This is a genomic window from Eikenella exigua (assembly GCF_008805035.1).
GTDB lineage: Bacteria > Pseudomonadota > Gammaproteobacteria > Burkholderiales > Neisseriaceae > Eikenella > Eikenella exigua.
This window is the reverse complement of record NZ_CP038018.1, coordinates 1337311-1362815: the sequence shown is the minus strand read 5'-3', so window position 1 is coordinate 1362815 and position 25505 is coordinate 1337311. Positions and strand designations below refer to the sequence as shown.

22 protein-coding genes are annotated in these 25505 nt (G+C 55.5%); 8 read left to right on the top strand and 14 right to left on the bottom strand.

From position 1 onward, the window contains the following. Nucleotides 1-665: 665 nt before the first annotated feature. From htpX to EZJ17_RS07075, 3 genes are all read right to left on the bottom strand, one after another. The gene (htpX, locus tag EZJ17_RS07085) at nt 666-1523 is read right to left on the bottom strand and encodes a protease HtpX (protein ID WP_067441318.1); all 858 of its coding nucleotides are present in this window, start codon (nt 1521-1523) and stop codon (nt 666-668) included. A 287-nt stretch (nt 1524-1810) separates the two neighbouring features. After that, the gene (locus tag EZJ17_RS07080; RefSeq protein ID WP_082886524.1) at nt 1811-3121 is read right to left on the bottom strand and encodes a M23 family metallopeptidase; all 1311 of its coding nucleotides are present in this window, start codon (nt 3119-3121) and stop codon (nt 1811-1813) included. A 232-nt stretch (nt 3122-3353) separates the two neighbouring features. Beyond that, nucleotides 3354-4589, bottom strand: coding sequence for a YihY family inner membrane protein (locus tag EZJ17_RS07075; protein WP_067441313.1), 1236 nt, complete (start codon nt 4587-4589; stop codon nt 3354-3356). Nucleotides 4590-4784: 195 nt separating this feature from the next. Here EZJ17_RS07075 and rlmH point away from each other — a divergent pair, with 195 nt between their 5' ends. The 3 genes from rlmH (at nt 4785) to ispD (ending at nt 7268) form a co-directional block, all read left to right on the top strand. Then, nucleotides 4785-5255, top strand: coding sequence for a 23S rRNA (pseudouridine(1915)-N(3))-methyltransferase RlmH (gene rlmH, locus EZJ17_RS07070; protein ID WP_067441311.1), 471 nt, complete (start codon nt 4785-4787; stop codon nt 5253-5255). Between the two features lie 586 nt (nt 5256-5841). Next, nucleotides 5842-6564, top strand: coding sequence for a DNA polymerase III subunit epsilon (gene dnaQ, locus EZJ17_RS07065; RefSeq protein ID WP_067441309.1), 723 nt, complete (start codon nt 5842-5844; stop codon nt 6562-6564). Then, on the top strand, nt 6561-7268 hold the full coding sequence (gene ispD / locus EZJ17_RS07060; protein WP_067441307.1) for a 2-C-methyl-D-erythritol 4-phosphate cytidylyltransferase: 708 nt from the start codon (nt 6561-6563) through the stop codon (nt 7266-7268). The genes dnaQ and ispD overlap by 4 nt, the downstream gene beginning before the upstream one ends. Nucleotides 7269-7373: 105 nt before the next feature. On the opposite strand, the gene EZJ17_RS07055 is transcribed toward ispD, so the two are convergent. From EZJ17_RS07055 to EZJ17_RS07030, 6 genes are all read right to left on the bottom strand, one after another. Then, nucleotides 7374-8000 carry an NAD(P)-dependent oxidoreductase gene (locus EZJ17_RS07055; protein WP_067444028.1) on the bottom strand — a complete coding sequence of 209 codons (627 nt, stop codon included), beginning with the start codon at nt 7998-8000 and terminating at the stop codon, nt 7374-7376. A 685-nt stretch (nt 8001-8685) separates the two neighbouring features. Further along, entirely contained in the window at nt 8686-10515 is a 1830-nt protein-coding gene (gene hutW / locus EZJ17_RS07050) for a heme anaerobic degradation radical SAM methyltransferase ChuW/HutW (RefSeq protein ID WP_067441303.1), read from the bottom strand. A 385-nt stretch (nt 10516-10900) separates the two neighbouring features. After that, on the bottom strand, nt 10901-12568 hold the full coding sequence (locus EZJ17_RS07045) for an AMP-binding protein (protein ID WP_067441301.1): 1668 nt from the start codon (nt 12566-12568) through the stop codon (nt 10901-10903). A gap of 115 nt (nt 12569-12683) precedes the next feature. Further along, the gene (gene mnmA / locus EZJ17_RS07040) at nt 12684-13790 is read right to left on the bottom strand and encodes a tRNA 2-thiouridine(34) synthase MnmA (protein WP_067441298.1); all 1107 of its coding nucleotides are present in this window, start codon (nt 13788-13790) and stop codon (nt 12684-12686) included. A 54-nt stretch (nt 13791-13844) separates the two neighbouring features. After that, the gene (der, locus tag EZJ17_RS07035) at nt 13845-15302 is read right to left on the bottom strand and encodes a ribosome biogenesis GTPase Der (RefSeq protein WP_067441295.1); all 1458 of its coding nucleotides are present in this window, start codon (nt 15300-15302) and stop codon (nt 13845-13847) included. A gap of 317 nt (nt 15303-15619) precedes the next feature. Continuing rightward, nucleotides 15620-16627, bottom strand: coding sequence for a L,D-transpeptidase (locus EZJ17_RS07030; RefSeq protein WP_067444027.1), 1008 nt, complete (start codon nt 16625-16627; stop codon nt 15620-15622). Nucleotides 16628-16923: 296 nt separating this feature from the next. On the opposite strand from EZJ17_RS07030, the gene pncB reads away from it, so the two are divergent. Both pncB and EZJ17_RS07020 read left to right on the top strand, forming a co-directional pair. Continuing rightward, nucleotides 16924-18132 (top strand): nicotinate phosphoribosyltransferase, encoded by a 1209-nt coding sequence (gene pncB / locus EZJ17_RS07025; RefSeq protein ID WP_067441291.1) that lies wholly within the window; start codon nt 16924-16926, stop codon nt 18130-18132. 166 nt (nt 18133-18298) lie between these two features. Beyond that, nucleotides 18299-18547, top strand: a complete 249-nt coding sequence (locus EZJ17_RS07020; RefSeq protein WP_151086342.1) for a hypothetical protein — start codon at nt 18299-18301, stop codon at nt 18545-18547. A 322-nt stretch (nt 18548-18869) separates the two neighbouring features. On the opposite strand, the gene EZJ17_RS07015 is transcribed toward EZJ17_RS07020, so the two are convergent. Continuing rightward, the gene (locus EZJ17_RS07015; protein WP_231868046.1) at nt 18870-19391 is read right to left on the bottom strand and encodes a hypothetical protein; all 522 of its coding nucleotides are present in this window, start codon (nt 19389-19391) and stop codon (nt 18870-18872) included. 352 nt (nt 19392-19743) lie between these two features. Here EZJ17_RS07015 and EZJ17_RS10960 point away from each other — a divergent pair, with 352 nt between their 5' ends. Then, nucleotides 19744-19962, top strand: a complete 219-nt coding sequence (locus tag EZJ17_RS10960) for a hypothetical protein (protein WP_151086340.1) — start codon at nt 19744-19746, stop codon at nt 19960-19962. Nucleotides 19963-20299: 337 nt separating this feature from the next. Here EZJ17_RS10960 and EZJ17_RS10810 read toward each other — a convergent pair whose 3' ends face one another. The 3 genes from EZJ17_RS10810 to EZJ17_RS06995 all read right to left on the bottom strand — a co-directional run bounded on the left by EZJ17_RS10810 (nt 20300) and on the right by EZJ17_RS06995 (nt 22318). After that, nucleotides 20300-20431, bottom strand: a complete 132-nt coding sequence (locus EZJ17_RS10810; protein ID WP_255361767.1) for a hypothetical protein — start codon at nt 20429-20431, stop codon at nt 20300-20302. Nucleotides 20432-20890: 459 nt separating this feature from the next. Further along, nucleotides 20891-21712, bottom strand: a complete 822-nt coding sequence (locus tag EZJ17_RS07000; RefSeq protein ID WP_082886523.1) for a hypothetical protein — start codon at nt 21710-21712, stop codon at nt 20891-20893. A 138-nt stretch (nt 21713-21850) separates the two neighbouring features. Continuing rightward, nucleotides 21851-22318, bottom strand: a complete 468-nt coding sequence (locus EZJ17_RS06995; RefSeq protein WP_151086339.1) for an META domain-containing protein — start codon at nt 22316-22318, stop codon at nt 21851-21853. Between the two features lie 277 nt (nt 22319-22595). On the opposite strand from EZJ17_RS06995, the gene hpnC reads away from it, so the two are divergent. Next, nucleotides 22596-23411, top strand: a complete 816-nt coding sequence (hpnC, locus tag EZJ17_RS06990; RefSeq protein WP_067441282.1) for a squalene synthase HpnC — start codon at nt 22596-22598, stop codon at nt 23409-23411. Nucleotides 23412-23519: 108 nt separating this feature from the next. On the opposite strand, the gene folE2 is transcribed toward hpnC, so the two are convergent. Further along, complete coding sequence (gene folE2 / locus EZJ17_RS06985; protein ID WP_067441279.1) at nt 23520-24302, bottom strand: GTP cyclohydrolase FolE2; 783 nt, start codon at nt 24300-24302, stop codon at nt 23520-23522. A 188-nt stretch (nt 24303-24490) separates the two neighbouring features. Here folE2 and gshB point away from each other — a divergent pair, with 188 nt between their 5' ends. Next, nucleotides 24491-25444: a glutathione synthase gene (gshB, locus tag EZJ17_RS06980; RefSeq protein WP_067441272.1), complete on the top strand. Its 954-nt coding sequence runs from the start codon at nt 24491-24493 to the stop codon at nt 25442-25444. Nucleotides 25445-25505 lie beyond the last annotated feature (61 nt).

Here is a 25505-nt window from a genome sequence, read left to right as displayed (position 1 = left end):
ATGTTTTAAAAGACAGCGGGTAGTGTGGGTTTGAGCTCGCTGCGTACTAATCTATATTCACATTGTTGCTGATGGGTGTGTGTTAGTGGGTGTGGTTGGATTGCGATATCGATATTTTGTTTTACCTGCTGTTTCCAGGTTTCAGGTAGCCTTGAGTTAAGCATTATATCGGACACAAGTATCCAAGCTATGACTAGTTGAAATGCTGTGTCCAAAGTTTCTGCATGGTAGGGGTGATGTGGAATTCGTCGTCCGAGTCTTCGTCGAGTAGTGACAATGGTGTACGAGCGGATGGGAATTCTGCCATTGCTGCCCCATCAGGGCGGAAATGGTATGTTCGATTGCCGGATCGTGGTTGGCTTCTACAGCTAGGTAGATATTGAATGAGTCAAGGATGAGCCCCATCAGGGCGTGCTGTTCTTGGCATGAAAAACTGCCGGTTTCGTAGGCAGAGATGAATTCGGGCAGGTGTCTGGGGTTGGTGTTTCCGATTCCCTGTCTTGCATATCGGGGAGGTAGACAAGGCCGGGGAGGCTGCTGAGTTTTCCGTAGAAGTACATAGTTTAGATATGTTTTTCTATTAGAAGGCTACCTGAAAACCACTTGCGGTTATTTCAGGTAGCCTTTTGCTATTTGGACTGGCAGAATCCGCTTACCAAATCGATTTAATAGTTTAGCCGTTGCAGGCGGGCGATGCGGTCGTCGAGGGTGGGGTGGGTGCTGAACAGAGAACGCAGGGTGCTGTCGTTGATGCCCATGGCGGCCATTTGGGGCGGCAGGCTGCTGTGGCTGCCTTTGAGCCGTTGCAGGGCACAGATCATTTTGGGCGCCCCCACCAGTTTGGCAGCTCCGGCATCGGCACGATATTCGCGCTGGCGGCTGAACCACATCACGATGATGCCAGCCAGCCAGCCGAAGATCACTTGGAACACCATGCTGACTACGGTTTGGATGGTGCTGCTGCCGCCATCGTGCTGCCGGTTTTGACGCAGGGAGGAGGCAATAATGGAGGCGATGATTTGAGAGAAAAACAGTACAAAGGTGTTCACCACGCCTTGAACCAGGGTGAGCGTAACCATATCGCCGTTGCCGACGTGTGCCATTTCGTGTGCGAGCACGGCTTCCACCTCGTCACGGTTCATGATTTGCAAGAGGCCGGTGCTGACGGCAACCAGTGAGCTGTTGCGGCTGGCGCCGGTGGCGAAGGCGTTGGGCTCAGGCGACTCATAAATGGCAATTTCGGGGGTTTGCAGGTTCCATTGTTTGGCCTGGACTTCCACCACGCGCACGAGCCAATCTTCGGTTTCGTTGCGCGGCTGGCGGATAACGTGGGCGCCCACGGCCTGCTTGGCGCTGCTTTTCGACATGATGAGGGCAATCAACGAGCCGGAAAAGCCGGTGATGGCGGAGAGCAGCAGCAGGCCGGAGATATCTTGTGGATTGAGGCCGAGCAACCCGAACAGCAGGCGGGCAGCCAGGAGTACGGCCATATTGGTGAGGAGAAAGAGGATTATGCGCTTCACGGTATTGGTCTGGGCGGTTTGGTTTCAGGTAGCCTTCGGGCTTCTGCTCTTGTTTACTGCAGGCTGCTGCGGCATAGTGCCGCTGTGCCGCTTTAGCGGGAATGCTGTTTGGTGTGCTGTTTGACGCGGCAGTTTCTTGGCGAAACTTGTTTATTGGTTTTATGTGGTGAAGCTGAGGTTTTCAGGTAACCTTTTCTTGCCACCGCAATCAGACAATATATTGCCATAAGATCGCTGCTTTGGGGCTACCTGAAAAACCGGTTTCTTATAGTTAAATCAACCGGCCGTTAATCGAGTTGGGCGACAGTTTTGCCGATGCCGCGCAGTTGGGCGAGTTTTTGTTCCATGGTTTGCTGCTGGCGGCGGAATTCAGCCAGCTCGGCGGTGGTGAGTCGTTTGGCGGGTAGGGCGACGCCGGCGGGGTTTACCGGCACGCCGTTGAGGCGTACTTCGTAGTGTAGGTGCGGTCCGGTGCTGCGGCCGGTAGTGCCGATAAAGCCGATGATGTCGCCGGCGCGCACGCGCTGGCCGGGGGCAGCATTGGCGGAAAATGCGCTCATGTGCCCGTAGAGCGTTTGCATACTGTCGCTGTGGCGCAGGATCACGGTGTTGCCATAGCCGCCTTTGGGGCCGCGGAATTCCACGATGCCGTCTGAGGGGGCGTGAATCGGTGTGCCGGTGGGGGCGGCGTAGTCAATGCCGGTGTGCATGCGCAAATAGCCCAATATCGGGTGGACGCGCACGCCGAAGGGTGAGCTGATGCGGCTGCCGGGCACGGGTTGGGTTTCGAAGCCTTTTTTCAGTGGCTGGCCGTGTTCGTCGTAGTAGCGGCCGTTGTCGTCTTCGCCGAAGTAATAGGCACGGTAGAGCTTGCCTTGGTGGCTTATTTCCACGGCGAGGATATCGCCCATGGAAATCTGCTGGCCGTGAAAGTAGTTTACCTGATAAAGAATGCGCACGGTATTGCCGGCTTCGAGCTTGTAGAGATCGAGCCGGTTGCTGAACAGTTCGCGCAGGGAATCACGGACTTCGGCAGGGATTTCGGCACGCGACATGGCACCGGCGGTGGTGCCGCTGGAGCGGATGATAACGGATTTGAGCGTGGCTAGGGTGGTGGTTTTCACGTCGTCGGTTTTAGCCTGCCAGCGGTTGCCGGCATAGGCTAAATCAACCAGTTGGGTTTCGCCGTTGTCGTCGTCGTTGAAAAACTGTACCTGCACGGGGTGGCGCTGGGCATCGAGCCTGAGGCTGACGGTTTGGTCGGGGTGTAGGTGGGGCTGTTTGCCTTCTGAGGCGGCGGCTTGGGTGATGTCCTGAATTTGCTGGGCAGAAAGGTTGAAGCGTTCCAACACGTTGCGCAGGGAGTCACCTGGCTGGATGACTTCGTCACTCCAGTAGCCGGTGGCCGGGGTTTTGCCCTTGGCTCGCACGGTGGTGAGTTTTTCCACGATGCGTTTGCTCTGCATCGCGCCTTCCGGCTTAACAGAGGTAGCAGCGATGATGGCAATCAGAATGAACACGCCAAGCAGCACGGCGGCCGCAACAAGGACAATGCGGGCACGGTGGGGCAGGCGGGAGAATAGGGCGGGTAGGGACACGGTTTGGCGGGATGCTGTTGCAGCAAACAGGTCTATCGGAATTGCACTATTTTAATGGATAGGCAGGGCGGGGCGTGTGGCGTTTTGCGGTTTTTTACTTGTTATTGAACTAGGGTGCGGCTGGAAACCGACACAGGGGCGGCAGGTGGTTGGGCTTTGTTGGGAATTTTAGCTTCAAGTAGCCTTTTTCTTTAAGTAAGGCTATCTGAAAACCGTATCAACGCTCGATGTTTTAACTATTCTGTTGCTGATTGCACCGGATAAATTCGGCCATGGTCATATCAGCGGCGGTGATGGCGGGGGTCATGATTTGCTGCACGGTGCGGCCGATGGAATCGTTGGAGTAGCTATGGCTGCCATACACGAACAGCTGGAACAAGTCGGTCACGCGGATGGCTTCGGGGCTGGTTTTCAGCATCCAGCCGTTGCGTAGGTTTTGTGCAATGTAACCGCGTCGGGCGAGTTGTTCCAACAGATCGCCAAGCTCGTCGTAGCCCAGCTGGATGTGGCGTCGGAACTGTTGAGTTTTCAGGCTTTTTCCTTGGCTTTGCGCTTGGGCGAGCAGGGTGAGGATGCCTAAGGCATCGTGAAACCGCGTGCCGTGGCAGCCTTGGCGGCGGAAAGCGTCGCCCTCCCAATAGGAAAGTGAGGCGGCCAGGAGCGCGCCGCTGAGGATGACAATCCAGTTTAAGTTGAGCCACAGCAGAAACATCGGCACGGCGGCAAAGGTGCCGTACACTAACTGATAGTTGTTGAAGTTGGCCACATACACGCCGAACCCGCGCCGCAACAATTCAATAGACACCGCCGCCAGCGCGGCGCTGATCAGGGCGTGGCGGAGGGGCACATAGCGGGCGGGCACGAGCTTGTAGAGCAGGCAGAGCATGCTCCAGGTGGCGGTGAGGGCAACCGTGAATTGCAGCAACGAGGCGAGCAGCGGATAGTGCAGATAAAACAGGGTGCGCCGCCACACCACGCCCCACAGCGACATGCCCACGCCTACCAAAAGCGGCCCTAGGCTGAGTAGCGCCCAATATACCAGCACGCGGGTAACGATGCTGCGCGGGCGTTTCACCCGCCAAATTTGGTTGAATGTGCGCTCGATGGTGTGCACCAGCATCAGCGAAGTGATGATCATCATGGCGATACCGATGGCGGTAAGGCGGCTGGCGTGGTCGCGGAATTGGAAAATGTAGTCGCTCACCGCCGCCACGCCTGCCGGCATCATGATTTCCGACACCAAGCGGTGAAACTGAGCGGAAAAATCAGCAAACACGGGAAAGGCAGATACCACCACCACGACCACGGTAAACAGCGGCACCAGGGCCAGCAGTGTGGTAAATGTGAGGCTTGACGACACCTGCGGAATGTTCACTTCATAAAAACGCGTATAGAGGAAACGGGCAAACGCCAGCGTACGCGAGTGGCGCAGGGGTTCGGGCAGGGAGAATTTGGGCAGTAGGCGCATGGCGTGTTGGGACTACCTGAAAAGCTGTTTTGGTTTTTCAGGTAGCCTGTGTATTTGGTTTAAATGATGCTGGCTGAATGTTTTAAAATAATAGCGTTGCGGGCCAACCGAATCAGTCGGCCTGCCATATTGTAAAATAATGTTATTGAAAAGACAAAACCACCCTGCTAGGGCAGGGCGGGAGCGAGGCAAACCATGAACATCACCATATTGGCCGTGGGCAACAAAATGCCCGGTTGGGTGGACGAAGCTGTGAAGGAATATGCCAAACGCTTCGGCCGCGACATCAAATACACCCTGAAAGAAATCAAGCCGGAAAAGCGCGGTGCGGGCGTGAATACGGCGCAGGGCATGGCGGCGGAAGAAAAGCGCATCTTGGAAGCTATGCCGGCCGATGCGTTTTTGGTGGTTTTAGACGAGCGTGGTGTTGCGCCCACTTCGCAGGAGCTGGCAGGCTACCTGAAAAAATGGCAGCAGAACGGGCGGCATGTTTGCATGGTAATCGGCGGGGCAGACGGGCTCACCAAGCGCATCAAACAACAAGCCGGCCTGATGCTGCGCCTCTCTAGCCTCACCCTGCCGCACGGCATGGTGCGCGTGTTGCTCACCGAACAGCTGTATCGGGCGGTGTCGATTCTGCATAATCATCCGTATCATCGTGAATAATGTTTCATTTTTAATATGATTTGAATATGGCTAAAGCGCTTATTTCTTCCTACTGCATAGGCTCGCCTTGTCGTAACTACTCGTACTGTCTGTGGCTTGCAGCCTTGTATAAAAATATGTTTTAGCTATTTACATATACCTATGCCGCACATAAAAAATTGCCCCGGCAAAAGCGGGGCGCAAAAAGGAACACAAACCACTACCAAAACTGAACATCTCGTAACAGAGCGAAATGCTGAAATTTAGCAGTTCAGCACAAGATAGAACCGTCTTACTTTACTGAACGTGTATGTATTATACCGAAGAACGGCTATATCATCAAATGATAATTATTACTATTAATGTAGATATCGTGTAATAATTTGTTAATCCTACGAATCATTTTTACTGTCAGATAAGCTAATTCGAAGTATTGCCGCATTGCCGGCCAAGCAGTCTTTGCTGCAGTCTAACAAACTAGTACGTGTTGGCTTGCCTTACTGCATGTGTGTACTATCTGCGGCTCGCTGCCTTGCCTTGATTTAAAGTTAGTCCGCTATGAGTTAAGATGCTTCCCATTTGCCAACATTATTAAAGCTATACTCCGATGAAACATTTGCGCCAAATCATTCTTGATACAGAAACCACCGGTTTTTATTATGATCGCGACGATCGCCTCATCGAATTTGCCGGCCTGGAAATGATCGACCGCCGACTTACCGGCAACTATCTGCATTTATACGTCCACCCCGAGCGCGACATTCCTGAAGAAGCCGTCAAAGTGCACGGCATTACGCTGGATAAGCTCGAAGGCAAACCCAAGTTTGCCGAAATCGGGCAACAGATTGCCGATTTCATTTCCGGTGCCGAGCTGGTTATCCACAATGCTCCCTTCGATGTGGGCTTTCTCAATGCCGAATTCCGCCGCGCTGGCCTACCATCCGTACAAGAATTAACCGCTAGTGTGGTGGATACGCTGGTGATGGCGCGTACCATGTATCCTGGCCAGAAAAACTCGCTGGACGCATTGTGCACCCGCCTCGAGGTAGACCGTAGCAAACGCGTATTCCACGGTGCATTAATCGACTGCGAACTGTTGAGCGAAGTGTATCTGGGCATGACCCGCTCGCAATTCAGCTTGGCCGACCAGTTTACCGAAGAAGAAAGTGCCGAAGCCGATGCGCCTGCCGTGGTGATCGCGCCTACCGAACGCCCGGCACAACTGAAAGTGCTGGCTGCCAATGCCGAGGAAAGCGCTGCACATGAAGCCTATCTGGACGAGTTGGACAAAAAAGCCGAAGGCGGCAGCATCTGGCGGAAAACGCCATGAGCCGCTATTTCGCCCTCGTGCCCGCGGCCGGCGTGGGCAGCCGCTTCGGTGCCACCCTGCCGAAACAATATGTGCAGATAGCCGGCCGTACCGTGCTGGAGCACTCCCTGCGCCGCCTACTGGCTGAGCCGCAGATTGTTCAGGTAGCTGTAGTGTTGGTGCGGGATGATGCGTGGTTTGAACAGGAAGTGGGGCTACCTGAAGACTTGGCTGCCAAACTGCGAACGCTGTACTGCGGCGGCGAGAGCCGTGCTGAAAGTGTGTTTAACGGGCTGAATTCGCTGCTGAAACACGGCGTGATGCGGCCGGACGATAAAGTGCTGGTGCACGATGCCGCCCGCTGCTGCCTGCCTGCTGAAGCCTTGCGGCGGCTGTTGCAAGAAGCAGGGCAGCATCCGGTTGGCGGCATTTTGGCTTTGCCCGTGGCTGATACCCTCAAACGTGGCAACGGCGAAAATCACATTGCCGAAACGGTGAGCCGAAGCGGTTTGTGGCAGGCACAAACCCCGCAGCTTTTTCCCGCCGAGTTGCTGCAACGGGCGCTGGCTGCCGCCAATCTGGCGGAGATTACCGACGAGGCCTCCGCCATTGAACAGCTGGGTTTGCAACCCCTGCTGGTGCGGGGCGACAGCCGCAATTTGAAACTGACTTGGCCGGCAGACGAGAGGATTGCACGGCTGCTGTTGCAAGATGAGGCTACCTGAAAAAGCCAAGCTTCTTTTGCTCGGCTGAATATTTTTCAGGTAGCCTGAAATAACGGGCAAACTGCTATTTGGAAGCAGTTTGCCCGTTGGTTTTGGCTGGATGGTTTAAGCGGCTTCCCCAGAAGTCACTGAATACGCTTTGCCCTCATGCCCGTCTTCGTCGATGATTTGGCGCACGGCGGCGGCGAGGGCGGTGCGGGTCATGTATTGGCAGGGGATGGCGGGGAGCTGTTCGTGCAGCTGATAGGTGGTGTCGTCGCCGTCGGCGAGCCCGCAGGGGCGCAGGATGGTCCAGGCGAGGGGGCTTTGGCGCAGGGCGTTTTCGGCTTCGGTTTTGGCGGCCACGGCTTCGCCCAGGGCTTGTTTGAACATGTCACTCATCAGCGCGTATTGTTCGCCACAGCCCATGCTGGTAACGAGGATGAGGCGGGCTTGGGGGGCGTGCTGTTCGAGGGCGCGGATGATGTGTAGGTTGCCGGTGGCGTCGCTGCGGATGCCTTGTTCGTTTTTGCCGCCGATGAAGCTGACGACGGTGTCTGGCCGGAATTGTTGCACGGCGCGGGCGATGGCGTCTGCATCGAGTGCGTCGGCAACGGTGGTGGGGATGTGGTGTCGGGCGAAGAAGTCATCGGTTTCAGGTAGTCTTAATGCGGCTACAGCAGCTTGGGGGTTGGGAAGCCGTTGGATGAGTTGGCGGCCGCTGGGGCCGTTGGCGCCGAATATCATCAGCATGGGGTGCTCCTGTTTGGGGGTGAATGGGTGCAGGCTGCTTTTAGGGTTTCAGGTAGCCTTTAAGTGGTGTTTCGGGGTTCGGTTTTAAACGGGGGGTCGGTTGCGCGGTTTTGCCCTCTCCCTAACACTCTCCCACGGGAGAGGGGATTGGGGGGTTATTTTTCTGCTGCTGGTGTATTCCGAAGTTATTCGTTAAATGTGCAGGCTGCTTTTTGGGTTTCAGGTAGCCTGAAACGGGTTTGCCTGACGGTGTTTGGCATACGCTTGGGATGGGGCGGTTGCGGTGTTCGCGGCTTGCCCTTTTCCTAACCCTTTTCCGCAGGTGGGAGGATTGGGTGGCGGTTGCGTGGGGGTGGTTGTTTTGCGGTCGTCGGTGTATTCCGAAGCCATATCTGTTAAATGTGCAGGCTGCATTTTGGGTTTCAGGTAGCCTGTAACGGTTGGGTATGGCGGTGTTTGGTATACATATGTTTGGGATTGGGCGGTTGCTGTGTTGCGCGGTTTTGCCCTCTCCCTAACCCTCTCCCGCGGGAGAGGGGATTGGGTGGTTATTTTTCCGTCGCTGGTGTGCTCCGAAGCCATATTCGTTAAAAGTGCAGGCTGCTTTTGATGTTTCAGGCAGCCTGCACTTTGGTTTTTGGGGTGCAGGCTGCTTTCAGGTAACCTTTAAGCGCTGGGTGCGGATTTAGGCGAACAGGGCGCGCATGGCTTGGATTTGGTTTTGTTTGAGTTCGCCGGCTTCGTCGCGACCGACGAAGATTTTGAACATGGCGCCGCCGTTGCGGTTCACGAAGTTGAGCGACACGGTGTCTTTGCCCATGAAGGGGCGTTCGATCAGGTAGATGGCGGCGCAGTTTTCATAATAAATGTGGCCGTGGATGCCGCCTTCTTCGGCATGTTCGAAGTTGTAGAAGCCGCGGCCGACTTTACCGTTGGGGATTTTCCCGGTTACTTCGGCAATCACGTCGGGGGTGTGGGCGATGAAGGTAACGGCTTCGTCCCAGCCGGCAAGGGCTTGCATGATTTCGACAAAGCGGTTGCCTTCGGTTTTCTTGATGAGCTGTGCAGGTAGGCAGTTGATCACGTCTTCAAAGCTGCATTGGTGCTGGCCGGCAAGCATTTCGAGGATTTGGCCAGGTTTTTCGGCCAGTGAGTTGCGCAATACGGTTTGTTGTTCGCTGGAGAGTTTTTGCATAGTGCTTTCCTTTTCATCAGGTGGGAGGGACATCATCAGTTTACGGGTGAGGGTGGGCGACCAGTAGCGGCCGCTGGTGTTGAGAATGGCCTGGCCGTTCTCGTGGATGGTTAAGAGCTGGGCTTGCTGCCATTGGCGCAGTAGGGTTTGCGCTTCGGCGTTGTCGGCAAACAGGGTGGTGTCGATGCGGCCGAGTTCGATGTCGTGCTGCACTTGGCCGAGCAGGGTTTTGTGTCGGCCGTGGCGGCTCATGAAGGAGAGGGCTTTTTGGCCCGGCGGGGCTTTCAGGTAGCCTTTGAGGTCGCTCTGCACTTGGTAGCTGAAGCCGCCGAAGTTGCCGCCTGCGCCGGAACCGAAGGCGAGGCAGGGCATATTGGATTTGACGAGGGTGTTGTAGCGGTTGCGCTCGCCGCGGCCGGGATAGGCGAAATGGTTGTTGCTCACTTGCTGCCAGCCGAGCCGCGCCAGTTCGCGCACGGCGTAGGCGTAGTGTTGGGATTGCACATCAAAACCGAACAGCGGCGGGAATGCGCCTTTTTCAATCATGCGGTTGATGGGCAGGAAGGGGTAGCAGTTGAAGGCGTATGTGTCGAGGCCCGACAGGGGCAGGCCGGCGGCGCGTTCGATGTCGTGCGCCCAGATTTCGTCGGTTTGGCCGGGCAGGCCGAAAATCAGGTCGGCCACAATCACAGCATCGAGGCCGCACAGTTCTTTCAGGTAGCCATAGGCTTCTTCGCCGCTGTGTTTGCGGCCGAGGCGGCGGCGGATGGCGGTGTTGAAGGTTTGAATGCCGATGGAAATGCGGTTCACGCCGGCTTCAACGGCGGCGCGGGCTTTGTCGAGCCCGAAATGGCTCATGCGGCCTTCAAGGGTGAATTCGCAGTCGTCGGCCAGCGGCAGGTATTGGTAGCAGGCGCGGATGAGGCGAACTAGGTCGGGCGTGTCGAGCGCGGTGGGCGTGCCACCGCCGAAATACACGGCTTGGATTTTGCCGCTGCCGCTGCGCTGTTCGGCTTCAGCGGCCAGCTCATCAATCACTTTGTCCACATACGCGCCGCCATGCTCTTCTTTCCAGGCGTTACGGTAGAAACCGCAGAACACGCAGTGGTTGGCACAGAAGGGGATGTGGAGGTAGGCCAGGCCGTCTTCATTGAGCGAATGGGCGATTTGGCTTTGCCACAGTTTCTGCCATTGCGGCATCGGCACGGGCACGCCGCCCCAAATCGGCATCAACGCCTGCCTTTCGGGAAAGGCTTGCGGCGCAGCTTCTTTCGACGGCCAGCGGATGGTTTTGATGGTTTGTGGGGCAGCAGCAGACATAGACTTTATTGGCAGATAGTAAACAAAACAGGAATTGATTCTACTACATGGAATGGTGTTGCTGAAATAGCAGAATAGAAGCGTTTTCCTTTACCTTATTTTAGTGGTTTATTTTTATAATATTTCTGTATATTTAAAGCAATTATTTCTTCATGCTGCGTTGGTTCGCTTCTCCATACTCCTGTACTGTCTTCAGCTCACCGCCTTGTATGCAAAAATAATTGTTTCAGCTATAGGGAAGGCTACCTGGAAAACGAGGTGGTGGTTTCAACTAGCCTTTGGTATGCTGAGAGGAATTGTTGAAGCTTAATTTTGCTTTACTGTGGTTTACAAAAAATAGGCAGCTGGTGTAGACCGAGCTGCCCATTTTTTGCCTTGCTGCCAACTACTGTTTCTCTTCCCGCAGCTCGCGGCGCAGGATTTTGCCCACGTTGGATTTAGGCAGCTCGTCGCGGAACTGAATGTCTTTTGGCACTTTATAAGCGGTGAGCTGGGTGCGGCAGAAGGCGATGATTTCTTCGCGGGTGAGCGCCGGGTCTTTTTTCACCACGAAAAGCCGCAGGGCTTCGCCGGTTTTGTTGCTGGGCACGCCGATACAGGCGGCTTCCAGCACCATCGGGTGTTTCGCCACCACTTCTTCCACTTCGTTTGGATACACATTGAAGCCGGATACCACAATCATGTCTTTTTTGCGATCCACTAGTTTGATGAAGCCTTGTTCGTTCATTTTCACTATATCGCCGGTAGCGAGGAAGCCACGCTCGTCCAGCACAGCGGCGGTTTCTTCAGGGTGTTGCCAGTAGCTCTGCATGATTTGCGGGCCTTTAATATACAATTCACCGATTTCGCCCAGTGGCACTTCGTTTCCTTCACTGTCACGGATTTCTACCTCGGTGTTGGAGATGGGCAGGCCTACGGTGCCATTGTAGTCGCTGATGTTCAGCGGGTTGGCGCATACGCCGGGACTGGCTTCGGTGAGGCCATACACTTCCACAATCGGTTGGCCGGTGAGCGCTTTCCATTGTTCGGCCACGTTTTCTTGCACCGCCATGCCGCCGCCTAGGCACAGTTTCCAGCTGGAGAAATCCACGCTTTGGAAATCGGGGTGGTGGAGCAGGGCGTTGAACAGAGTATTTACGGCTGGCAGCACGCTCACGCGATATTTTTTGAGCTCTTTGATGAAAAATTTAATATCACGCGGGTTGGTGATGAGCAGGTTTTGCGCACCTATGCGGGTGAAGATCATCAGGTTTACCGTGAGCGCGAACACGTGGTACATCGGCAGCGCGGTTACCACCAATTCGCCCTCGACGGTGAGGTTGGATTGAATCCATTCTTCGGCTTGCAGCATATTGGCGCAGATATTGCCGTGCGAGAGGACGGCACCTTTGGATATGCCGGTGGTGCCGCCGGTGTATTGCAGAAAGGCGGTGTCTTCGAGCGTAACCGGCACGGGATGGAAGGTGTGCGCCGCGCCTTGCTTGAGTGCGTGGTTGAAGCGCACGAAGTGGGGCAGATCGTAGGGCGGCACCATTTTTTTCACATGGCGCACAATCAGATTCATCAGGCCGCCTTTGAAGAAGCCGAGCAAATCGCCCACAGAGGCGAGGATGATGTGTTTTACATCGGTTTCGGCCACCACTTCGGCCAGCGTATGGGCGAAGTTTTCCAGCACCAGAATGGTGGTGGCGCCGCTGTCTTTCAGCTGGTGTTGCAATTCGCGCGGGGTGTAGAGCGGATTCACGTTCACCACGATGCCGCCGGCCTGCAAAATGCCGAATACAGCCACGGGGTATTGCAGTAGGTTGGGCAGCATCACGGCCACGCGGCTGCCTTTTTCCAGCTTGAGTACGTTTTGCAGATAGGAGGCGAACTGCTCGGCTAGGCGCGCAGTTTGGGCATAGGTTTGCACCTTGCCGAAGTTGGTGAAGCCGGAGCGCTTGCCATAGAGGTAGGCGGTTTCGTGGAATACTTCGCAGATTGAGCTGTAGCGGCGCACGTCGATTTCGGGGCGTACACCTTCCTGATAGCTTTGCAGCCAGATTTTTTCCAATTTGGTCTCCTGATAGGGGCTACCTGAAAATTCAGCTTTGCAGAAACTTTGCTGTGTTGCGCTTTCAGGTAGCCTTTAAGGTTTGTGTTGCTGGGCTTTGTTTGATTTGAATGAATTAAACGTCTGCGTCGGCTTGGTCGATAATGCCGCCACCCAGACAAACTTCGCCATCATACAGCACGGCGGATTGGCCGGGGGTAACCGCCCATTGCGGTGTGTCGAATACCAGCTCGGCGGAATCATCGCCCAAATAGCGCAGTTGGCAGGGGGCATCGGCCATGCGGTAGCGGGTTTTGCAGGTATAGCGGCCTTCGGGTGGGCGGCTGCCGTGTGCTTCGCCAGGGTTTTCAGGCAGCGTCCAGCTTAATTGGCTCATGGTGAGGCTACCTGAAAATAACAGCGGGTGTTGGTGGCCTTGCACCACGATTAAGCGGTTGGCGGCCAAATCTTTGTCGGCCACAAACCACGGCTCGCCTGCGCCGCCGATGCCCAAGCCTTTGCGCTGGCCGAGGGTGTAGAACATCAGGCCGACGTGCTTGCCCACGACTTTGCCTTCGGGTGTCACCATATCGCCTTCGCGAGTGGGCAGGTATTTTTGCAGAAATTCGCGGAAGGGGCGTTCACCGATGAAGCAGATGCCGGTGCTGTCTTTTTTGGCGGCGGTGGGCAGGCCGGCTTCGGCGGCGATGCGGCGCACTTCGGGTTTTTCCAAGTGGCCTAGCGGGAAGAGGGCGCGCTCGAGCTGATGGGGCTGGAGGCGGTAGAGGAAGTAGCTTTGGTCTTTGTTGGCATCCAGGCCTTTGAGCAGATAATGTTTGCCGCCGCGCACTTCTTTACGGGCGTAGTGGCCGGTGGCGATGGCTTCGGCGCCTTGCTCGATGGCGTAATCCAAAAAGCATTTGAATTTGATTTCGGCGTTGCACAGCACGTCGGGGTTTGGGGTGCGGCCGGCTTGGTATTCCTGCAGGAAGTAGGCAAATACTTTGTCTTTGTATTGGGCGGCGAAATTAACGATGTCGATGTCGATGCCGATGATGTCGGCCACGGCGATGGCATCGAAGGAATCCTGCTTGATGCTGCAGTATTCGTCGTTGTCGTCGTCTTCCCAGTTTTGCATGAACACGCCGCGCACTTGGTGCCCCTGCTGCTTGAGCAGGTGGGCGGTTACGGAGGAATCGACGCCGCCGGACAGGCCGACGATGATGTTTTGCGGGGTAGGCATAATGTTTGGTTTCTAGGTGAGGCTACCTGAAAGTTTTCAGGTAGCCTTTTAATTTTAAGATTGGCCTTGCCGTTTTTTCACGCTCACTTGGCGTTTTTTGGTTTTGGCTTTGCTGCGGGCTTTTTCATCGCGTTTGGCGATGCGGTTGCTCAAGATGGTGCGGCGCAGGGGTTTGTTTTTGGTTTTTTCCGCTGTGTCTTCGTAGGGGTTGTCGGAAATATTGTATTGGATGCGCAGCGGCGTGCCTTGCAGGTTGAAGGCTTTGCGGAAGGTTTGCGTGAGGTAGCGGGTGTAGCTGTCGGCCACGTGCTGCAGCGAGTTGCCGTGAATCACGATCACAGGCGGGTTCATGCCGCCTTGGTGGGCGTAGCGCATTTTCGGGCGCACCAGGCCGGCGCGGGCGGGCTGCTGGCGTTCGATGGCCGATTGCAGCACGCGGGTGATTTTGGGCGTGGGCATTTTGATGAATGCCGCGTCGTAGGCCGATTGGATGCTGGCAAACAGGCCGTCGATGCCGCGCTCTTTCAGGGCGGAAATGAAGTGAAATTTGGCGAAATCGAGGAAGTGCAGCTTGCGTTCGATGTCTTTTTTAATCGTGTTGCGCCGCTCTTCGGAAATGCCGTCCCATTTGTTTACCGCCACCACCAGCGCCCGCCCGGCCTCCAGCGCGAAGCCGGCGATGGTCGCGTCTTGGTCGGCAATGTCTTGCTGCGCGTCCAGCACCAATACGGCCACATTGGAGGTTTCCACGGCCTGCATGGCTTTGATCACGGAGAATTTTTCCACTGCTTCTTCCACTTTGCCGCGGCGGCGCACGCCGGCGGTGTCGATGATGGTGAAGGGTTTGCCGTCGCGTTCGAAATCGATATGGATGCTGTCGCGGGTGGTGCCGGCCATATCGAAGGCAATCACGCGCTCTTCGCCCAAAATGGCGTTCACCAGCGTGGATTTGCCCACATTCGGCCGACCGATCACGGCAAACACGGGGTGTTTGACTTCGCTGTCTTCTTCTGCGGCTTCGGGGAAGTTTTCCAGCACTTCTTCCATCAGGTAGTACACACCGTCGCCGTGTGCGCCGGAGATTACATGCGGCTCACCGAGCGCCAGCTCGTAGAATTCGGCAGCCAGCACGTCGCGGCCGCCGCCTTCGCCTTTGTTTACCGCCAGATATACGGGGCGTGGCGATTGGCGCAGGTGGTCGGCAATGATTTTGTCTTGCGGCGTGAGGCCGGTGCGCGCGTCCACCAGGAAAATCACGGCATCGGCTTCATCCACGGCCTGCAGGGTTTGCTTGGCCATTTCGTGCAAAATGCCGCTATCTACCACGGGCTCGAAGCCGCCGGTATCTACCACGAGATAGGGTTTGCTGCCCACTTTGCCGTGGCCGTAGTGGCGGTCGCGCGTGAGGCCGGGCAGGTCGTGCACCAGCGCGTCTTTGGTGCGCGTGAGGCGGTTGAACAGGGTGGATTTGCCCACATTGGGGCGGCCGACTAGGGCGATGGTGGGTTTCATGATGTTGGTCTTTCTGTATCAGGCTGCCTGAGCCAGGCAGCGAGCAGGTGCGCGGAGGCACGGAAGGGTTGGTGTGGCTTCGTTGGAAGCGGGTTTTCAGGTAGCCTTTGATTTTGGAGTGCGGCTGCCAAAAGTGTGTAGGCGAGATTATAGCTGGTTATGAATGGTTTGGCTTGGGGAGATGGCTCGGATGGATGGGGAGGCGGTGGTTTTAGTTTACGGTGGGGCTAATGTTTTCAGGTAGCCTGCTTAGCAGCTGAAGGCTACCTGAAACCAGAAACCTGCCGTTCTTAAAAAACGGCAGGTTTCTATTTGGCTTACAGCAAGGTATCCGACAGCGGAATATCCTGCGGCTGCACGGGCGTAGCGGGCAGGGGCCGCTCGCGCGGCTCGGTGCGGCGGTGCGGGGCAGGGCGGGTGCTGGTGGGAATCGGGGTTTCAGTGCTGCCGGCACCGTCGGTGAGCGCTTCCACGGCGCTGCCTTCTGGCAGGATTTCATCCGGCTGCTGGGGCTCGGAGGCTTCCACGGCCTGTGGGCGGCTCAATTCGGCTGTGCCGTTTTGCCAGGCCACGGATTGCAATTTGCCTTGCACGCGGGCATTGGCGTTTTGGCAGGTGATACACACCAGGCGGCCGTTACGGCTGCGCAAAACACTGTTGATGCGGGCGGGGTTGGCGGTGAGGCCGTTGGCCTGCGACCAGGCGTCGATGCTTTGGCGCAGGGCGGTGGTGTTCAGGTTGCGCTGCTGATAGGGGTCGGCATAGGCGGCGAGCCAGAGGTGGTTGTTGGCATCGGCATTGAGGCTGGCCAGCTGGTAGATCACGGCGGCGCTGGCACCGGTGCGCACGTTGCGGGCAAATTGCAGGGCGTTGTTGCTGTGCATGCGCACGCAGCCGTGGCTGCGGATGCCGGGCACGCTGGCGGGGGCATTGGTGCCGTGGATGCCCAAGCCTAAGCGCGGCGGACCCAAGCGCACGAATACCGGACCCAGCGGGTTGCTCGGACCGGGCGGAATGCTGCTGATTTCAGGCAGGCCGGCGGCGGCACGCTCGCGGCGGATGCTGGCGGGGATCGACCAAGTGGGGTTGTAGGCTTTGGAACCGATGTGGTAGTTGCCCAGCGGGGTGCGGGTGCGGTTTTTGCCCACCGCCACGGGATAAACGTTTTTCAGTTGGCCGTTTTCATACAGGAAAAGGCGCGTCTGTGGGATGTTGATAACAACGTGCTGGCCTGCGGCCACAGGTGAGAAATCGGGCAGCGGGGTGTTGTTGGCGGCGGCAGTGCCGGCGGCGGCCAGGAGGCAAAGTAATGCGAGTTTCTTCATGGTAATCGTTGGGGAAAATAGGTTTGTGTGTTGTAAAGACAATAAATGGTGGCATGATACCCGAAACTGCCGCCGCCCGATGCGGCAGGCTACCTGAAAGCGGTAAAACGTGTTTTAATGCCACACAATTATTCCGATTGCGCCGCATATCGTATGCGCGGCCGGCTCGGTTTAATTTGTTTAAATGCAATAAAATCATAAGCTAGCAATCATTTCAGGCTACCTGAAAGCACCGGCGCCTGACAAAGCTCAACTAGCTTCCCTGCTTTTCTGTTTACCCACCTCACGGAGCAGCTATGCAACGCCACATCATCCAATCTTTGCTGGACACCGATCTCTATAAATTCACTATGCTGCAAGTGGTATTGCACCAGTTTCCACAGGCGCATGGTGTGTATGAATTTCGCTGCCGCAACCTAGACGAATGCGTGTATCCGCTGGTGGAGATCCGCAGCGAGCTGGAAGCCGAGCTCGATGCCCTGTGCACCCTGCGCTTCACTCCCGATGAGCTCAACTATCTGCGTAGTCTGCGCTTTATTAAAAGCGATTTTGTGGATTATTTGGAGCTGTTCCAGCTCAAACGCCGCTTCATCCAAGTGACCGTGGATGAGCAAAACCGGCTCTGCATCCGAGTGGAAGGGCCGATTATCCAAGCCATGTTCTTCGAGATTTTCGTGCTGGCGATTGTGAACGAGCTCTACTTCCGCCGCCTCGAAACCCCTGAAGTGTTGGCCGAAGGCGAACGCCGCCTGCAGGCCAAGGCCGATTTGCTGCGCAGCTATGCCGCCGCCCAACAGATAGGCGAGCCGCCCTTCCTTGTATCCGATTTCGGCACGCGCCGCCGCTACAACCTTGCTTGGCAGGAGCACGTGGTGCACACGCTGAACCAAGCCGCCCCCAGCTGCCTGCGCGGCACCAGCAACGTTTATCTGGCCAAAAAACTCGGCCTCATCCCCATCGGCACCATGGCGCACGAATTTATGCAAGCCTTCCAAGCTTTAGACGTGCGCCTGCGCGATTTCCAAAAAGCCGCACTGGAAAGCTGGGTGCGCGAATACCGCGGCGACCTCGGCATTGCGCTCACCGACGTGGTGGGCATGGATGCCTTCCTGCGCGATTTCGACCTTTATTTTGCCAAACTCTTCGACGGTCTGCGCCACGACAGCGGCGATCCCTATGTGTGGGGCGAAAAAGCCTACGCCCACTACCAAAAGCTCAAAATCGACAGCCGTACCAAAATGCTCACTTTCTCCGACGGCCTCGATTTGAAAAAAGCCTGGGCGCTGCACCAATACTTCAAAGACCGCTTCAAAACCAGCTTCGGCATCGGCACCAACCTGACCAACGACATGGGGCACAAGCCTTTGAACATTGTGCTCAAACTGGTGGAGTGCAACGGTCAATCCGTAGCCAAACTCTCCGACAGTCCCGGCAAAACCATGGGCGATAACAATACCTTCCTCGCCTATCTGCGCCAAGTGTTCGAAATTGCCGACATGCAATAGGGCGTGAAAAATTTTCAGGTAACCTCTTGCTGCTAGCATTTAGATGCTACCTGAAACTTTATCCATGCCCTTCGGATTTCTACTATATATGAAATGGCTGGCTACCTGGCCGTCATCTTAAAACTATGTACCGCTGCTTCGGGCTGGCCGATCTTTATGGCTGTGTGTGGCAACCAGCATCGTTTACCTTGGCTCTGGTTCGGACTCCGATATGCTGTGTACGATGGCACGGAACAGATTGGATTTTCTGTGCCTGCTGGCTATTGGTTATGATGAAATCTGCCGGGGTGATTTGCTGCTGTTGCCACCCAACCATAATAAAGACAAACTTTTTGTCAAACCCAACCTGCCTTTTGCTCTTGGGTGGGAAATACTTTCCACACCACTGTTCCTGAGCTTGGAACGGAGATTATGACGCCGGTTTTGTTGATGGGGCAGGGAAATGCAGACAATCTGTTTGTTTGTTGGGTTCATCGGGTGGCGGAATAAATGGGTAGCGGCTTGCCGCCTTATATCGGGTGATGCTAAGCCGCTCTGCCCGATATGGCTCCTGAAAATTTGTAGGGGTGGGTTTTATATCCGCCTGCAACGTTAGTACGGGCTATCTGTAAACGTAAGTTGCACCCGCAATGTTGGTTGTGTTAAAGGCTGCTTGAAAGTTTCAGGTAGCCTTTCCCATCCCAATCTTCATTGGATGCGGGCGTATGTGTCGGGAAAAGTAAATTGTTCGTGCCGCATTAGCCCCCAAATGCCGCTTCAAACCCTGCCGCTCTTGTTCGAAGCGGGTGTATTGCCAGCAGCGTTTGTATTAAAACAGCCATGGATGGCGCAACAAGGCGGCGGTTTTCCACGGTGCCGTGTCCAGTCATCAGCCAATAAACGGGGCTGCCGGGCACGGCGGTATCGGCGAACAGTATCGAGTCGTCAAACATGTTGCCAAATACCGCCCATTTTCGCGCCAGCCGTCTATTGGCAAATATTGTTTCACCTTGTTGTTCCAGCCAAACGCTCAATCGTTCCAAATATCGGGCAAACCCGCATAAGGCAGCCATTGCAGGAACAAGGTTTGCATTTCCAGCCAGTAGTCGGCACACGGATTTTCGCCCGGCCATGTGCTGTCTATAATGGTAGTAGAAATCCGCCAGCTTGCCTAAATGCAGGTGGCGCTTGTCGGCTAAGGCGGGCAGGTTTTGCGATTCTGGCGTGTAAGGCAGGCCGAAGGTTTGGGCGAAAGTGCGGATAAGGTTGGTGTTTGGCATGGGGTTTTATTCCTGTTCGGGCAGTTTTGCCTGGTGTTTATATTTTCAGGTAGCCTCGCGGGTAGGTTCTACATTCGTGGTGCGGGCTACCTGAAACTGTAGGCTGTAATCCTTAATGGTGTTTGGATTGAAGGCTACCTGAAACCCTATTCGGCTGCTCTGGGATTAAATTCGTCCAGTTTCTGCTCTACCCAAACTCGGGCGGTATTGGGGTGTCGGGCATGGTTCGGCTTCGCCGAAGTGGGAGACGGCGGGCAGGGAGTGCAGGTCGGTATCGATGTCTAGGCTTAAAAAGTAGTCATGCAGGTCAAAGCTTACGTTGAGGACGCAGCCGGGGAGGGACGATGCGGTCGTGCAGGTGGCTGAAAAGGCAGTGCTGCTAGTCAGCGCAGATTGTGCTGCACTTGACAGCGATGTCTGGTACGCCGAAGCGTTCGTTGAGTTTCCAGCAAGGCTGGCGGCCTTGGCTGATTTTGAAGTGGACGTTGCCAATTTGCCATTGGTCGCTGAGGCAAACTTGCTATTCGTCTGTGCCTTTGATGCAGAGGTTTTTGCCGAAGCTGGCTGCTGATTTGGCTGTATTCAAAGGGTTCGGGCTAGGCAATGCGGATTTCGTGGATGGTGTCGATGGTTTGGGGTATGATGGATCCCTCCACAAGGTTGGGGCGGATTATAGCGGATGGGCTTGGTTTCCTCTTTTACGGGCTATGGCTGAAGTGCATTTTCCCCTACAAGGCGGCGAGCTGCAGATAGTATAAGAGTACGGTAAGGCGAGCCGACACCATATGAAGAAATAATTGCTTTAGCTATATCTGAAAGTTTCAGGTAGCCTTTCATTTGGCAGCCTGAGCCAAGGCAATAAAAAACAGGCAAGCTTGCAGCCTGCCTGTTTGCATGGTTTGGCATAATTAATCGTTGAATATGTTGCGGCTGCCAACAAATACTTGGCTGCTGTATTTACAACTGCCAGCAGTTTGGCAGCCGGGGATGGTTACACTCAAAGTGTAGCGGCCGGTATGGGTGGCGCGAAAGCCGAACATAGGGGCGTCTTCTTCTTCAGTGTCGGCTTTGATTATGCTGCCGTCGGCTGATTTTAGGGTCAGGTCGATGTTGTTGCAGCCAAGGTCACAGGCGGCGAAGAAGGAGTAATATTTGCCGGCGGTAAGCTGTACCTGGTGGTTTTTGGTTTCACCTGATTTGGCGCTGCCTTGGAACAGGTTGGCTTGGCGGGCGCCGGGATCTTTCTCCTGAATAACTTGTTTGTAGAGCTGCTGGGCTTCTTTCTTCCTTTTGTTTGGTTATATTATGAGTAAAAGTGTACGCATTATAATGTAAACTTGAGAAATGCTCTACTTTCCTATATTTTTAAAATCACTGGTTTATGGTTATGTACTTTGTGTTTTCGGACGGGTTAGGGAAGGCAAAAGGCTACCTGAAATTTTAGCTTCGCAGAAACTCGCGAGCTCGTTTTCAGGTAGCCTTCTTTAGTGCACTCGAGTTCAGCGATTGAATACGGGTTTGGTGCCCATGAATACCTGGCTGCTGTATTCGCATTGTTCGGTGCTGCATTTAGGCATGGTAACAGTGAGGGTGTAGCTGCCGGTGCGGTTAGCACGCCAGCCGAACATGGGGAAATCATCGTCGTCGCTGTTTTCTTTAACCACGCGGCCATTGGCTGATTTTAGGGTCAGGTCGATGTCGCTGCAAGAGTAGTCGCAGTCGGCGAAGAAGCTGTAGTATTTGCCGGCAGTAAGCTGTACCTGGTGGCTCTGGTTTTGCTCTTTAGCAGCACGGCCGCTAAACAGATGGATTTGACGAGCTTGGGCGTCTTTTCTGTGCACTATATCGTGGTTGATTTTTTGTGCTTCGGGCAGCCAAGGGCCGTTTTCAAAGGCTTGGATACTGTAGGCACAGCCGGAAGAGGCTTCGCATTTGGTCATGTTGGCGGTGAGGGTGTAGGTACCGCTGGTTGAAATAGCGCTGTTGATGACGGGGTTATCGTCGTCGTCTTTATCTTCTTTGATGGTTTTGCCGTTGCTATCGGTCAGCTTGAGGTCGATGTTGGAGCATTGGCGGTCGCAGTCGGCAAAGAATACGTAGGATTTGCCGGCTTCGAGCCGGATGGTGTGGTTTTGGCTGCGGTTTTGTGCCAGATTGCCGTTGAACAGCTGGAGTTCTCGCGCATCGGCACTCCGTTGACGCACGATTTCGCGGTTGATTCTTTGTGCTTCGGGCAGCCAGTTATCCGCCTGCGCAGGTGCAGCGAAGGCGGGGGCAGCAGCCATCAGAGTGGCGATGGCGGCAAGAGTAAATTTCTGCATGGAATGCTCCTTCTGGTTAAGAAAGTAATAAAAGGGGAACAACAGACAGATTATAGCCAATGTGCGGGAATTTAACTAATCTTTTCTTATGTTAATCAGGCTACCTGAAAAACCATTTTCAGGTAGCCTGATTGGGGCTTAACGTACCGAGCGGATTGGTTCGGCTTGCAGGAGAACATGCTGCCTGCGGTCGAGCAGTTCCAGCCTGTTGCCATTGATGCGGTAGGCGGCGGTGCGGGCAAAGGCGGCAGAGAGTTGCTCTTCCTGCGCCTGAACGTTCGGCGGGCAGAGCATCAGAGTGGTGGCGAGTTCGCCGATTTGCAGATTTTGGCCCTGGTGGCTGAAGTGGCCGGATAGGGAGTTACAGCCGAACGAGGCGTTCACGCGATTGTTGGCGTTGAACTCCAACGATCCGTTGGCGGCGTGACGGCCGATGCGGGTGATGCGCCAGCCGTGGCGAGAGAGTTCTGCTGCGGGTGCGCTTGGTGCTGTGGCGGCAGGTGCAGGCCGGTCTGGCCCAGCGGGGGGCGGTGGTGCGCTGTCGGCAGGGTTGGGATGGGCGGCGCAAGCGGTGAGTAGGAAGGCGGCAAGATAAATCGGTTTCATCGTGTGGGCTCCTATCTGGTGGAAAATTATTGAATCCAATATATTTGGATTATACACCCGAGGGTGTTGCAGTGTTAATTGAAATATAGCAATTTAAAAACATTTTGTTTTGAGAAAGGCAAACAGTATGGCAAAGGCTGCCGAAAACTATAGTATAGTCGCCCCAAATAGGAACGATACGGCGTTGGTTCATTTAGCTGTGCTGCCTGTGGCTCGCTGCCTCGCTTCCTTCCTATTTGGAACAACCCGAATATTCTAACAAACACAAGGACACACCGTGTCAGTCGGACACTACGAAAATTTCCCCGTCGGCTCGCTGGTTTTACCGCGCCGCCTGCGCCGACCGGTGCACGCCATTTATGCGTTCGCCCGCACTGCCGACGATATAGCCGACGAAGGCGATTTGCCCAACGAAGAGCGCCTGCGCCAGCTTGATAATCTGCGCGCCGAGCTCGACCGCCTAGCCGCCGGGCAAACCCCGCACAGCGAATTGATGCAGCGGCTCGAGCGCGAAGCCATCCGGCCGTTCAATCTTCCGCTTGAACCTTTCTACCACTTGCTTTCCGCCTTCAGCCAAGACGTGGTGAAAACCCGCTATCAGCACTTTGGCGAGCTGGTGGATTACGCCCGCCGCAGTGCCAATCCGATCGGCCGGCTGCTGCTGCATCTCTACGGGCACACCGATCCACTCAGCTTCGCCCAAAGCGACGGCATCTGTACCGCCCTGCAACTCATCAACTTCTGGCAAGACGTGGCCGTGGATTGGCAGAAAGGCCGCGTTTATCTGCCGCAAGACGATTTAGAGAAATTCGGCGTGAGCGAAGCGCAAATCGCCGAAGGCCGCGCCGATGCCGCCTTCCAACGCCTGATGGCGCACCAATGCCAGCGCGCCCACAAAATGCTCAAAGCCGGCTCCCCGCTGGGCAAAACTTTGCATGGCCGCATCGGCTTCGAGCTGCGCCTGATTATCCTCGGCGGGCAAAGCATCCTGCGCAAGCTGGAGGAAAACTACTACAACGTCTTCACCCGCCGCCCCATGCTCGGCGCGAAAGATTGGTGGCTGATGCTGAAACGGGCTTGGCTTAAGAAGTGAGCAGTTTTATTTAGCCCAGCCAAAAGGCTACCTGAAAATTTTAGCTTCGCAGAAACTTGCGGGCTCGTTTTCAGGTAGCCTTTTTGTTGCACGGCAATATTGTTAACTTCAAGGATACTCAATCAGCGCATAGGCTGAATGGTTGTGGATGCTTTCGAAGTTTTCGCTTTCCACGCTGAAGCGGTCGATGCGTGGGTCGTTTTTCAGCGCCACGGCGATGTCGCGCACCATGTCTTCCACGAATTTGGGGTTTTCGTAGGCGTGCTCGGTAACGTATTTCTCATCGGGGCGTTTGAGCAGGCCGTAGAGCTGGCAGGAGGCTTTGTTTTCCACCAAATCGATGATTTCTTCAATGGAAACTTCCTGTTTATGGCAGGTGAGGGTAACGGTAACGTGCGAGCGCTGGTTGTGCGCGCCGTATTGCGAAATTTCCTTGGAGCAGGGGCATAGGCTGGTAACCGGAGCCAATACTTTGATTTGGTGGCTGTATTCTCTGCTGGCTGACACTTCGCCTTGCCAGGTGACGGCGTAGTCGAGAAACGAGGTGATACCGCTCACGGGGGCGGCCTTTTTGCGGAAGAAGGGGAAGCTGATATTGATGCGGCCGGCTTGGGCATCGAGCCGCTCCAGCATATCGAGCGTGAGCTGATACAGGCTGGTGAAATCGAGCACCAGGTGCTGCCGCTCTTCCATCAGCGCCACAAAGCGCGACATATGCGTGCCTTTTTGCGAGGCAGGCAGGGCAACGGTCATGCCGATGCGGGCGATAGTGTGCTGCACGCCTTCTGCGCCCTGGATTTGCAGCGGGAAGTGCAGGTCTTTGATGCCCACTTGGTTGATGGGCATATTGCGTTGGTCGGGGCTGCTTTGCACGTCGGCAATGGCATTCATCCGTGGTTTCCTTATCGGGTGTGTGTGGCGGTGGATTAAGGGGGCGAAGTATAGCCCTGCCGCTGCCGCCGGGCAATTGTTGGCGTGAGTTTATAGCTCAGATTTATGGCCACAATTTTGTGCAATCGGGTGTGTTGCCTGGTTTTGGTTTATCATACCGCCCGCACCCCCCTGTTTAAAGGACTGCCATGAACATCCTCTTCATCGCCGACCCGCTGGCCACCTTCAAAACCTACAAAGACACCACCTACGCCATGATGCGCGAAGCCGCCAAGCGCGGGCACAAATGGCACCACACCCTTGCCGGCGAACTCTCCGTGCAAAACGGCAAAGTAGTTGCCCAAGCCGCACCTTTCCAATCCATCGGCGCGAAAGATGATCATGACCACAACTGGTTTCAGGTAGCCTCAGCCGAACAACGTGCGCTTGCCGATTTTGATGCCGTGATTATGCGCACCGACCCGCCGTTCGATATGCAATATCTCTACAGCACCCAACTGCTCACCCTCGCCGAACAGCAGGGCGCAAAAGTGTTCAACAGCGGGCAGGCCATGCGCGACTTCAACGAAAAACTCGCCATTTTGAATTTCGCCCAATTCACCGCGCCCACCCTCGTTTCCACTCGAGCTGCCGACGTGCGCGCCTTTTTAGACGAACACGGCGACATCATCGTGAAACCGCTCGACGGCATGGGCGGCATGGGCATTTTCCGCCTCACCGAGTGCGACCCGAATATCGGCAGCATCCTCGAAACCCTGATGCGGCTGGATACGCGCACCATCATGGCGCAACGCTACATCCCCGAAATCGTGCACGGCGACAAACGCATCCTCGTGATTGACGGCGAAGTCGTGCCCTTTGCCCTTGCCCGCATTCCGCAGCAGGGCGAAACGCGCGGCAATCTGGCCGCAGGCGGGCGCGGCGTGGCGCAGGAATTGAGCGAGCGCGACCGCGAAATCGCCGAAACCCTCGCCCCCGAGCTGAAGCGGCGCGGCATTTTGCTGGCGGGTTTGGACGTGATTGGCGAAAATTTGACTGAAGTAAACGTCACCAGCCCCACCGGTTTCCAAGAAATCACCAAGCAAAAAGGCTTCGACGTAGCCGCTAAATTTATCGACGCAGTGGAACGGAACGCACGGTAGTTTCGCTTCATTGAAGCCCACGTTTTAGCTTTGCAGAAATTCCGCTGTGCTGCATTTTCAG

What these genes read in the sequence shown, in the direction of transcription:
- EZJ17_RS07075 (WP_067441313.1), bottom strand. Translation starts at nt 4,589, where the DNA reads ATGCGCCTACTGCCCAAATTCTCCCTGCCCGAACCCCTGCGCCACTCG.
- rlmH (WP_067441311.1), top strand. Translation starts at nt 4,785, where the DNA reads ATGAACATCACCATATTGGCCGTGGGCAACAAAATGCCCGGTTGGGTG.
- dnaQ (WP_067441309.1), top strand. Translation starts at nt 5,842, where the DNA reads ATGAAACATTTGCGCCAAATCATTCTTGATACAGAAACCACCGGTTTT.
- ispD (WP_067441307.1), top strand. Translation starts at nt 6,561, where the DNA reads ATGAGCCGCTATTTCGCCCTCGTGCCCGCGGCCGGCGTGGGCAGCCGC.
- EZJ17_RS07055 (WP_067444028.1), bottom strand. Translation starts at nt 8,000, where the DNA reads ATGCTGATGATATTCGGCGCCAACGGCCCCAGCGGCCGCCAACTCATC.
- hutW (WP_067441303.1), bottom strand. Translation starts at nt 10,515, where the DNA reads ATGTCTGCTGCTGCCCCACAAACCATCAAAACCATCCGCTGGCCGTCG.
- mnmA (WP_067441298.1), bottom strand. Translation starts at nt 13,790, where the DNA reads ATGCCTACCCCGCAAAACATCATCGTCGGCCTGTCCGGCGGCGTCGAT.
- der (WP_067441295.1), bottom strand. Translation starts at nt 15,302, where the DNA reads ATGAAACCCACCATCGCCCTAGTCGGCCGCCCCAATGTGGGCAAATCC.
- EZJ17_RS07030 (WP_067444027.1), bottom strand. Translation starts at nt 16,627, where the DNA reads ATGAAGAAACTCGCATTACTTTGCCTCCTGGCCGCCGCCGGCACTGCC.
- pncB (WP_067441291.1), top strand. Translation starts at nt 16,924, where the DNA reads ATGCAACGCCACATCATCCAATCTTTGCTGGACACCGATCTCTATAAA.
- EZJ17_RS07015 (WP_231868046.1), bottom strand. Translation starts at nt 19,391, where the DNA reads ATGCCAAACACCAACCTTATCCGCACTTTCGCCCAAACCTTCGGCCTG.
- EZJ17_RS10810 (WP_255361767.1), bottom strand. Translation starts at nt 20,431, where the DNA reads ATGTTCGGCTTTCGCGCCACCCATACCGGCCGCTACACTTTGAGTGTA.
- EZJ17_RS07000 (WP_082886523.1), bottom strand. Translation starts at nt 21,712, where the DNA reads ATGCAGAAATTTACTCTTGCCGCCATCGCCACTCTGATGGCTGCTGCC.
- EZJ17_RS06995 (WP_151086339.1), bottom strand. Translation starts at nt 22,318, where the DNA reads ATGAAACCGATTTATCTTGCCGCCTTCCTACTCACCGCTTGCGCCGCC.
- folE2 (WP_067441279.1), bottom strand. Translation starts at nt 24,302, where the DNA reads ATGAATGCCATTGCCGACGTGCAAAGCAGCCCCGACCAACGCAATATG.
- gshB (WP_067441272.1), top strand. Translation starts at nt 24,491, where the DNA reads ATGAACATCCTCTTCATCGCCGACCCGCTGGCCACCTTCAAAACCTAC.